A 9,638-nucleotide genomic window follows, 5' to 3' on the forward strand; every position below is an offset into this window, starting at 1 on the left:
CGTGACCTGGGGGTCCGGGCGTCCGTACGCTTCCTTGCGCACCGGCCCGGCCGCCGCGAAGGCCGCGTCGATGTCCAGCGTGTAGACGGTCTCCTCGACACCGCTCCCGCGAGGGCGTGGACCCGCACCGCTTCAGGGGCGCGGAACGCCGCGGCGGCCCGGCGCCGGGCATATTCGATATCCGCGTGCGGACCGCCGCGGTCGGTGCCCGGGCGCGGGGCAGAGTGGAATTCGGCAAATCGCTAGGAGGTAGACCGCAGTTCTGCCGAGGAAAAACGCGGGAACGGAAGGAGGAATGCCCGGCAGGAATGCGGCGGCGGGCATAACTGATTCCCGGGCCGCGGAATGTGCTCATTCGTTCGGCGGTGCCCTCCGGCCCATTCTTTCGGCGCGCGAGGTGGCCGGTCGCCGCCGCGCCCGCGGCGGCGAAGCGGTGCACACTCCCGGTGGGCCGCGGGACGCGGGGTTTTTCCCGGTGCGCCGGATCAGACCCGGGCGGTGAAGCTGACCTCGACCAGCTGTTCGGGGAAGGCCAGCCGGGAGACGGCGAGCAGAGTGCTCGTGACCTGGGGGTCCGGGCGTCCGTACGCTTCCTTGCGCACCGGCCCGGCCGCCGCGAAGGCCGCGTCGATGTCCAGCGTGTAGACGGTCTCCTCGACTGCGGGTGGATGTCCAACAATCTACGATCCGCATGAGTCCCGGACCAGCCGCAGGCGTGCCAACAACGGCAAGGATCGTGCCAGGCCGGGATGTCCCGCTGCCCGGCGGCTAGGATCGGCCGGGGGCCGGCCACCAGGAGCGGAGGCGAGGAGAGCGGTGCCATCTGCAAGCGCCGGGAAGTCGGTGGCGGTACTCGCGGTCCCACGGGCCTTCGCGCTGGACTGCAGCATCTCCGCCTACGTGCTGGGCGGCCATCCCGGATACCGGGTCCTCATGTGCGGCGACCGCTACTCCGCGCCGACCGGCGGGGCGAGCGGCCAGCCGTCGCCCGCCGAACCGATCATGGAGGTCACGCCGGCCCACCCGCTGTCCGAGGTGGAGCGCGCCGACGTCGTCGTGGTCCCCGGGTACGAGGATCCGCACCTGCCCATCCCGGAGAGCCACCTCACCGCGCTGCGGCGCGCCGCCAGGCGCGGCGCCCGGATGGTCGCCGTCTGCACGGGGACCTTCGCGCTCGCCTCCAGCGGAATCCTCGACGGCCGGACGGCCACGACGCACTGGAAGTACGCCGGACTCCTCCGCAGGCTCCATCCCGAGGTGGACGTCGTCGAGAACCGGCTGTTCGTCGAGGACGGGCCGGTCCTGACCTCGGCCGGCGCGACGGCCAGCGTCGACGCGTTCCTCCACGTCGTCCGGACCGACTTCGGCGCCGAGGCCGCTGACCGGGCCGCGAAGGACACCGTGTCCCTGCCCACCGGCGACCCCGACGAGCCGCGGTACGCGGACGCGCTCACTCCGACCCGGGCCAGCCTGCGGGCCACCCGGGAGTGGGTCATGGCCAACATCGGGTCCGCGATCACGGTGCAGCGGATGGCGGACCGGAGCATGCTCTCGCGGCGGACCTTCATCCGCCGCTTCGAGCGGGAGACGGGGATGCCGCCGATGCAGTGGGTCGTCCACCAGCGGATCCGCCGCGCGCGCTCCCTGCTGGAGACCTCCGACTGGTCGGTCGAGCGGATCGCCGGGGCGACCGGGTTCGGAACCGCCGCGAACTTCCGGGCGATCTTCCGGCGGGAGGTCGGAGAGACGCCGTCCGCCTACCGGAGGTCGCACGGAGCCGAACGGGCCGGCGGCCGTCCGGTCGGGTGCTCGTGAGGCGTCCTGGGCCCTAGGCGGCCGTGCCGCCCGCCCTGTCCCGGCCTCCGGGCGGGCGAGCGGCACGGACCGCCGCCCGCCCCACCCGGCAGCTCGCCGGGAGGACCCGGCCTAGAGCCGGTGGTTGGTGAGGACCGGGATGGCCGCGCGGACGTCGGCCGCCCGCTGCGGGTCGACGTCGGCGACCAGCAGCCCCGGCGCGCCGTCCAGCTGCCGGGTGACGGTGCCCGTCGGATCCGCCACGAGGCTGCGCCCGATCCCGCGCGGCGCGTTGCCGGTCACGGTCTCCCCGCAGGTCTCGGGGTCCGCCTGGTCGCAGGCCAGCAGCCACGAGGTGGAGTCGAGGGCGCGGGCGCGCACCAGCAGCTCCCACTGCTCCGCCTTGCCGGGGCCGGCGCCCCACGAGGCGCACAGCAGGGTGGCGACCGCGCCGCGCTGGGCGAGCGCGCGGAAGAGCTCGGGGAACCGGACATCGTAGCAGGTGGCCACGCCCAGGCGGACCCCGTCGACGTCGAAGGTCACCAGGGTGTCGCCGGGGGCGACGCTGTCGGACTCCCGGTGCCCGAAGGCGTCGAACACGTGGATCTTGTCGTAGTGCGCGGAGACGCCCGGGCCGGTCACCAGCAGGGTGTTGCTGACCCGGCCGTCGTCGGCGGGCCGGAACATGCCCGCCACCACGACCACGCCGGCGGCGCGCGCGATCGCGGTGACCTCGGTGGCCCACGGCCCGTCCAGCGGCTGCGCGCGCCCGGCGAGGTCCACCCCGAAGCGGGCCATCGCGGCCTCGGGGAAGACCGCGACGCGGGCGCCCGCGGCCGCCGCGGCGGCGACGCCGTCCCGCACGAGTTCCAGGTTCTCGCCGGGGTCCGCGGTGGACCGAATCTGCGACAATGCGATCCGCATGGTGCTGTCCTCTCTCCCGCCGTGCGCGGAGCGATAGAGTTTCGTATACATATTGTGTACAAGGAGGTGGCCGGTGGCGCCGTCGGGCCGCGAACGGGCGTACGCGTTCCTGAAGGAGAACTACCTGGCCGACCCCGACCGCCAGGGCGAGTTCATCAACGAGCAGGAGGTCGCCGACCGGATCGGCGTGTCGCGCACCCCGATCCGCGAGGCGCTGTTCCTGCTCGCCGCCGAGGAGCTCGTCCAGCTGATCCCCAAACGCGGCGCCTACGTCGCTCCGATGACCGGCCGGGAGATCGGCGAGCTGATGGAGCTGCGCGGGATGGTCGAGCGGCACGCCGCCGAGCGGACGCTCGCCCGGGGCGAGCCGCCGCTGGCGGCCATGCGTGCCGCGCTGGAGAAGCAGGCGGGGCTGCGCGGCGCGGAGCAGGCCCGCGAGTTCATCGCCTGGGACCACCGCTTCCACTCCGAACTCGTGGCGGCCAACGGCAACGAGATGCTCACCAAGCTCTATGACGGGCTGCGCGCCCGCCAGATCCGGGCCGGCGTGGTGGCGGTGTTCTCCGCCACCGGGCGGCAGGACGCGGTGCTCGACGAGCACGAGCGGATCCTGCGCGCGCTCGCCTCGGGCGACGCGGCGGCCGCGGCCGCCGCGATCGACACCCACCTGGAGGCCACCCTCCGGGTCCTCCTCGACACCGCCTGACCGGGGCCGCCGCGCCCGCTACGGCGCGGTGCCGGCGACCGCCGCCGGGGGGCCGGCCGCCGCCCTCTCCTGCTCCAGATCGGGGTTGCGCCCCAGCGTGAGACCGGCCAGCGTCACCGCCCCGGTCACCAGGATGTAGCAGGCGAGCGGCACCCAGCTGGCGAACTGCGCCAGCAGGAAGGTGAACAGCAGCGGCGCGATGGCGCCGCCGATGACGCCGCCCAGCGTGTAGGCGAGCGAGCTGCCGGTGGAGCGCAGCTCCGGCTGGAACTGCTCCGAGACGAACGCCGCCTGCGGGCCGTACATGAACGAGTGGAAGACCAGGCCCACGACGATGCCCAGGACGAGCACGCCGTAGCCGCCGGCGCCGACCATCGGGAAGAACGCGAACGGCCACACGGCCGCGCCGGCCGCGGCGATGCCGTACAGCAGCCGGCGGTTGACCCGGTCGGAGAGCGCGCCGGCCAGCGGGATCAGCAGGACCTGCAGTGAGGAGCCGACCAGCACCGCACCCAGCGCCGCCCCGGAGGAGTACCCGAGTTCCTGCGTGGCGTAGGTCAGCACGAAGACGGTGAAGAGCGCGTAGACGACGTCGGGCGCCATCCGGCTGAGGACGGCGGCGACCAGGCCGCGGGTCTGCCGGGTGAACACCTCGCGGATCGGGGCGGCCGGCCGCTGCCCGGACTCCTCCATGGCCCGGAAGACCGGGGTCTCCTCCAGCCGGGAGCGGATCCACAGCCCGAACAGCACCAGCACGCCCGAGAGCAGGAACGCCAGGCGCCATCCCCAGGACAGGAACTGCTCCTCGGTGAGGACGGCGCCGAGCAGCGCGAGCACGCCGTTGGCCATGAGGTTGCCGGCCGGCGGACCGACCTGCGCGGCGGAGGCGAAGAAGCCGCGGCGGCGCGGGTCGCCGAACTCGCTGGACAGCAGCACCGCGCCGCCCCACTCGCCGCCCACGCCGACGCCCTGGGCGAAGCGCAGCGCCACCAGCAGCACGGCCGCGGTGGGGCCGATGTCGGCGTGGGTGGGCAGCAGGCCGATGAGGAACGTGGCCACGCCGATGAGCACGAGGGTGCTCACCAGGACCTTCTTGCGGCCGACCCGGTCGCCCAGCCGGCCGAAGACAAAGCCGCCCAGCGGGCGGGCGACGTAGCCGACGGCGTAGGTGGAGAACGCGGCCAGCGTGCCCGCCAGCGGGTCCTCGCTCGGGAAGAACAGCTGGCCGAGCACGAGCGCGGAGGCCGCGGAGTAGACGGCGAAGTCGTACCACTCCAGCGCCGTACCGGAGAGGCTGGCGGCGAACGCCCGCCAGAGCGTGCGCCGGTCCACCTGCGGGCCCGGCCCCGGTCGCTCCTGATGTGTCATGTCGCTCACCCTTCACTCTGGACATCGGCGGGTGCTCGATATACTGCTTGTATACGAGCTGTATGCGCAAGGGTGAGAGGGTGGCATGTCCGTTCTGAGATTCGAAGTTAACACCGGCGAAAAGCTGGAGGTCCAGGTCACGACCCTCCTCAACGGAGGGTACGCGGGCCGTAGCCAGGACGACGTGCGCGCGCATGTCGAGGAGCTCGCCGAGCTCGGGGTGCCCGCGCCCACGAACACCCCGACCCTGTACCCGGTGGCCCCCTACCTCGCCCAGCAGACCGGTGAGGTCGCGGTCCAGCACGGGCGGACCTCCGGTGAGGCGGAGTGGGCGATCGTCGTCGCCGGCCCCGAGCCCGAGGACATCCTGCTCACGGTCGCCTGCGACCACACCGACCGGGCGCTGGAGGTGCACGGCGTCGCGTGGAGCAAGAACGCCGGCCCGGACGTGCTGGGCACCCGCGCCTGGCGGCTCGCCGACGTCGCCGACCGCCTCGACGCCATCACCCTCACCGCGTGGGTTGGCGCGGAGGAGCCTGACACCCTGCTGCAGCGCGGCACCCTCGCCGAGCTCCTGGCGCCCGCGTACTGGACCGAGGTGCTGCGGGCGCGCGACCTGCTGCACCCGGGCACCGTGCTGCTGTCCGGCACCATCCCGATGCGCGAGGGCGTCGACCAGTTCGCCGGCGTCTGGAAGGTCGAGCTGGCCGACCCGGCCACCAGCGACGTCATCGGCCTCGCCTACCGCGTCCGGCGGCTCCCCGAGCCGATCGAGTAGCGGACGGCGCGGCGGCCCCGGCGGCCCGGCCGGGCCGCCGCGAGGGGCGGGAGCGGATCCGTGCGCCGGTCCGCTCCCGGCCGGCCGTCAGCGGGCCGTCCGCCAGGCGCGCAGCGTACGGACCCCGCGGACCGCACCCAGGAGGGCCAGGACAGCGCCGCAGGCCGCCGTGGCCAGCAGCAGTGCGGCCACGTCGGGGAGCCACATCAGTGCCGCGCGCAGTCCACCCGCCTCGGACAGGGCCACGGGGACCGCGACCGCCAGGGCGCAGCCGAGGAGCAGGTGCGCGGCAGCGGTGCGGGCCCGGTCACCGTTCGATGACGCCGGTGTGACGGCGCCATGTCATGCCGGGCGCGTATGCAGTCATTACCCGGCTGGTATGCGTTTCGTATTCCTTCCGCCGATGTCCGGCTGTTAGACATCTCGGCAGTGGTCCAAAACGGACACAGCGGGATCGATCGGGGGAGTCGCATGGACTACACGCCGTGGGCGTTGCTCTCCGACGCGGGGCTGATCGCCGCCCTGCTCGTCGTGGGGACCGTGGTGCGGGCGCACGTGCCCATCGTGCAGCGGCTGATGCTGCCGGCGAGCGTCATCGCCGGCTTCCTCGGGCTGCTGCTCGGGCCGAACGCGCTGGGGGTGCTGCCGTTCTCCGAGCAGCTCGGCACCTACTCCTCGGTGCTCATCGTGGTCGTGTTCGCCTGCCTCGCCCTCACCGACAACATGGGGTTCCGCGGGGTCGGCCGCCAGACCGGGGCGTTCTCGCTGTACTCCATCGCGATGTACGCCCTCCAGGTGGGCCTGGGCATGGCGTTCGCGCTGCTGCTGCTCGGCCCGGTGTGGGGCACCCCGGACGGGTTCGGCATCCTGCTGGTCGGCGGGTGGGCCGGAGGGTTCGGATCGGCCGCCGCCCTCGGCGCGGCCTTCGGCGACAGCTGGCCCGAGGCAGCCTCGCTCGGGTTCGCCTCGGCGACCGTCGGCATGCTCGTGGGCATCATCGGCGGCATCGCCGCCAACAACTGGGGGGTGCGGCGCGGCCACACCGCGCGGCAGGGCCGCGTCGCCGACCTGCCGGAGGAACTGCGCACCGGCCTGGTCCGCGACCCGGAGCGCCGCCCCTCGCTGGGCACCGCCACGTCGTCGGCGGCCTCCATCGAGCCGCTGGCGCTGCAGCTCTGCGTCGTGGGCGCCGTCTCCGCCGCGGCCTACGGGATCCAGGTGTGGTTCGGCGGCATCTTCCCGCAGTTCACCCTGCCGGTGTTCGCGCTCGCGTTCGTCGTGGGGCTGGTACTGCGCCTCGCGGTGCGCCGCACCCGCGCCTGGGGCTACCTCGACCCGACCACGCTCCGGGGGGTCTCGGGGACCGCCACCGACGTGCTCATCGTCTGCGGCATCGCCTCGATCGTGCCGAGCTTCGTCCGGGACTTCTGGCTGCCGCTCACCCTGCTGTTCGTCGTCGGCCTGGTGCTGTGCGTCCTGCTCTTCCGGGTCGTCGCCCCGGCGATGTTCGGCACGAACTGGTTCGAGAAGGCGGTCTTCACCTGGGGCTGGTCCACCGGGGCCGTGGCCACCTCCATCGCCCTGCTGCGCATGGTCGACCCCGACCTGCGCACCCGCACGCTGGAGGAGTTCGGCATCGCCTACCTGCCGCTGGCGCCGCTGGAGACCGCCACGATCGCCTTCGCCCCGGCGATCATCATGGCCGGCGCGGGCTGGGCCCTCGGCGGAGGCTGGACGGCCCTCGGGCTGGTCGCGCTGGCACTGCCCTGGGTGCTCGGCTGGACCGCGCGGTCGCGGGGCCGCGGAGCAGAGGAGGACCGGGTGCCCGCCGCCTGACCGGCGGCCGGGACGGACGACGGGGAAGCGGACGGGACGGATGGCGAGAAAGGGAGTGTCGTCGGACATGGACGCGGATGTGGCGGTCGTCGGCCTGGGGACCATGGGCGCGATGGCGGCGTGGCGGCTGGCCCGGTCGGGCGCCGACGTCATCGGGTTCGAACAGTACGGAATCGCCCACGACCGGGGCGCGGCCGGCGGGGAGTCGCGGCTGTTCCGGATGGCCTACCACGAGGGGCCGCAGTACGTCCCGCTGCTCCGCCGCGCGCGGACGCTGTGGCACGAGCTGGCCGAGCTCTCCGGCCGGCCGCTGCTCACCACCACCGGCTGCCTGTCCATCGGGCCGCCCGCCATCGCCCCCATGCGCAACGTGCTGCGGTCGGTGCGCGAGCACGGACTGGAGCACACCGTCCTGGATGGCGCCGAACTCGCCGAGCGCTATCCCCAGCACGCGGCGCGCGACGGCGAGATCGGGGTGCTCGACGCGCAGGGCGGCGTACTCCGGCCGGAACTCGCGGTGCTGTCCGCGGCCGAGCAGGCCCGTGCGCACGGCGCCCGGCTGCTGGACCGCACCACCGTCACGGAACTGCTGGTCGAGGACGGCGGGGTCCGGGTGCGCACCGACTCCGGCGAGTTCACCGCCGGGCGGGTGGTGGTCACCGCCGGTCCATGGACCGGCCAGCTGCTTCCGGAGCTCGGCCGCCGGATCACGGTGCGCCCGATCGTCCTCACCTGGTTCGCGCCCGGCCGCGGCAGCACCGCGGCCGACTACGCGCCCGACCGGTTCCCCGCCTTCATCCGCGACACCGGCGGTGTGCACCTGTTCGGCATCCCGGTGATGGACGGCACCTGGGTGAAGACCGGCTTCGCCGACGCCTGGGGCGACCTGCCGGACCCCGGCTCCTTCACCCGCGACGTCGACGAGGACCGGCTGCGCCCCGTGGCGGAGGCGGTCGCGGCGCTGCTGCCCGGCCTGCACCCCGACCCGGTCCGCCACTCGGTCTACGTCGAGGGGTACACGCGGGACCGCACCGCCATGGTCGGGCGGGTGCACGAGCGGGCCGTCGTGCTGGCCGGGTTCTCCGGGCACGGTTTCAAGATGGCCCCGGTGTTCGGCCAGATCGCCGCCGACCTCGCGCTGGACGGCGGCACCGGGTTCGACCTCGCCCCCATGGCACCGGACCGCTTCGCGGCGGCGCCCTGACGCGCGGCGGCGCGGCGGCGGATCAGCCGAACGCCGCCGCGACCGCGTCCGCGAACGCCAGCGCCTGCGGCGCCGGTTCCCCCTCGCCGAACACCACCGACAGCGGCGTCACCGCGAACGGGTCGGAGAGCGGGACGCACACCACGCCGGGTATCCGGACCCGGGTCGTCAGCTCCGGCACCACCGCCACGGCGATCCCGCAGGCGACGACGCCCAGGATCGCCTGGCAGTTGCCCGCCTCCTGCACGAAGCGCGGGGAGAACCCGGCCCGCACGCAGGCGCTCACGATGGCGTCGTAGGCCACCGGCGCCATGTCGCGGGGGAAGCCGACCAGGTCCTGCCCCGCGAACGTCTCCAGCGCCACGGAACCGGCCGCGGCCAGCGGATGCTCCGCCGGCAGCGCGCAGTACAGCCGCTCGTCGCGCAGCGGGCGCAGCACGATCCCGTCCTCGCCGCGCCGCAGCCGGCAGATCCCGACGTCGATCTCGCCGCGCCGCAGCGCGGTCAACTGGGCGTGCTGGCCCATCTCGCGGACCACCGGCCGTACGTCGGGCCGCCGGTGCAGGAAGTCCGGCAGCACCCGCGGTAGCAGCCCCGAGACGGCGGAGGCGGCGCAGCCGACCCGCAACGGGAGGGGCGGCAGCCCGCCGGACGCCGGCAGCGCGTCGGCGAGCTCCCGCGCCCGCGCCAGCAGGAACCGGGCCTCCGGCAGCAGGGCGAACCCGGCGGCGGTCGGCCGGACCTCCCGCCCGCCGCGGTCGAACAGCCGGGCGCCCAGCCGCCGTTCCAGCCGGGTGATCGCCTGGCTCAACGCGGGCTGCGCCATCCGCAGCCGCCGGGCCGCCCGCGTGATGCTCGACTCCTCGGCCACGGCCACGAAGTACTCCAGCTGCCGCAGATCCAGCATCCCGCCCCCGATCAGCCCGGTCCCGCCGCCTAGTGTGGCGCGGACCAGGACAGACGTCCAGAGCGGCCGCCGACCCGCGGCCCGGACCGGCGGCGCTCGCCTTCCCGCGCCGCCTCCGCCC

The 9,638-nt window shown here is 74.2% G+C and carries 9 protein-coding genes; 5 read left to right on the plus strand and 4 right to left on the minus strand.

Going from position 1 to position 9,638, the window contains the following annotated elements; genetic code table 11:
- The first annotated feature begins 816 nt into the window (after window positions 1–816).
- Entirely contained in the window at window positions 817–1,815 is a 999-nt protein-coding gene (locus DEF28_RS23595) for a GlxA family transcriptional regulator (RefSeq protein ID WP_233515504.1), read from the plus strand.
- Window positions 1,816–1,926: 111 nt separating this feature from the next.
- On the opposite strand, the gene DEF28_RS23600 is transcribed toward DEF28_RS23595, so the two are convergent.
- A complete protein-coding gene (locus DEF28_RS23600; RefSeq protein WP_114400194.1) occupies window positions 1,927–2,718 on the minus strand; it encodes a carbon-nitrogen hydrolase family protein in 792 nt (263 codons plus the stop codon).
- Window positions 2,719–2,791: 73 nt separating this feature from the next.
- On the opposite strand from DEF28_RS23600, the gene DEF28_RS23605 reads away from it, so the two are divergent.
- Window positions 2,792–3,424, plus strand: coding sequence for a GntR family transcriptional regulator (locus DEF28_RS23605; RefSeq protein WP_199493485.1), 633 nt, complete (start codon window positions 2,792–2,794; stop codon window positions 3,422–3,424).
- Between the two features lie 18 nt (window positions 3,425–3,442).
- Here the strand turns inward: DEF28_RS23605 and DEF28_RS23610 are convergent, their stop codons facing one another.
- A complete protein-coding gene (locus tag DEF28_RS23610) occupies window positions 3,443–4,792 on the minus strand; it encodes an MFS transporter (RefSeq protein WP_114400196.1) in 1,350 nt (449 codons plus the stop codon).
- Window positions 4,793–4,877: 85 nt separating this feature from the next.
- Here DEF28_RS23610 and DEF28_RS23615 point away from each other — a divergent pair, with 85 nt between their 5' ends.
- Window positions 4,878–5,570 (plus strand): DUF2848 domain-containing protein, encoded by a 693-nt coding sequence (locus tag DEF28_RS23615; RefSeq protein ID WP_114400197.1) that lies wholly within the window; start codon window positions 4,878–4,880, stop codon window positions 5,568–5,570.
- An 87-nt stretch (window positions 5,571–5,657) separates the two neighbouring features.
- On the opposite strand, the gene DEF28_RS27700 is transcribed toward DEF28_RS23615, so the two are convergent.
- Window positions 5,658–5,816: a hypothetical protein gene (locus DEF28_RS27700; RefSeq protein ID WP_158562909.1), complete on the minus strand. Its 159-nt coding sequence runs from the start codon at window positions 5,814–5,816 to the stop codon at window positions 5,658–5,660.
- Window positions 5,817–6,041: 225 nt separating this feature from the next.
- Between DEF28_RS27700 and DEF28_RS23620 the strand changes: the two genes are divergently transcribed.
- Window positions 6,042–7,406 (plus strand): sodium/glutamate symporter, encoded by a 1,365-nt coding sequence (locus DEF28_RS23620; protein ID WP_114400198.1) that lies wholly within the window; start codon window positions 6,042–6,044, stop codon window positions 7,404–7,406.
- Between the two features lie 67 nt (window positions 7,407–7,473).
- Entirely contained in the window at window positions 7,474–8,610 is a 1,137-nt protein-coding gene (gene solA / locus DEF28_RS23625; RefSeq protein ID WP_158562910.1) for an N-methyl-L-tryptophan oxidase, read from the plus strand.
- A 22-nt stretch (window positions 8,611–8,632) separates the two neighbouring features.
- On the opposite strand, the gene DEF28_RS23630 is transcribed toward solA, so the two are convergent.
- Window positions 8,633–9,517: a LysR family transcriptional regulator gene (locus DEF28_RS23630; RefSeq protein ID WP_114400200.1), complete on the minus strand. Its 885-nt coding sequence runs from the start codon at window positions 9,515–9,517 to the stop codon at window positions 8,633–8,635.
- Window positions 9,518–9,638 lie beyond the last annotated feature (121 nt).

Origin of the sequence: Marinitenerispora sediminis (assembly GCF_003336425.1) — a bacterium.
GTDB lineage: Bacteria > Actinomycetota > Actinomycetes > Streptosporangiales > Streptosporangiaceae > Marinitenerispora > Marinitenerispora sediminis.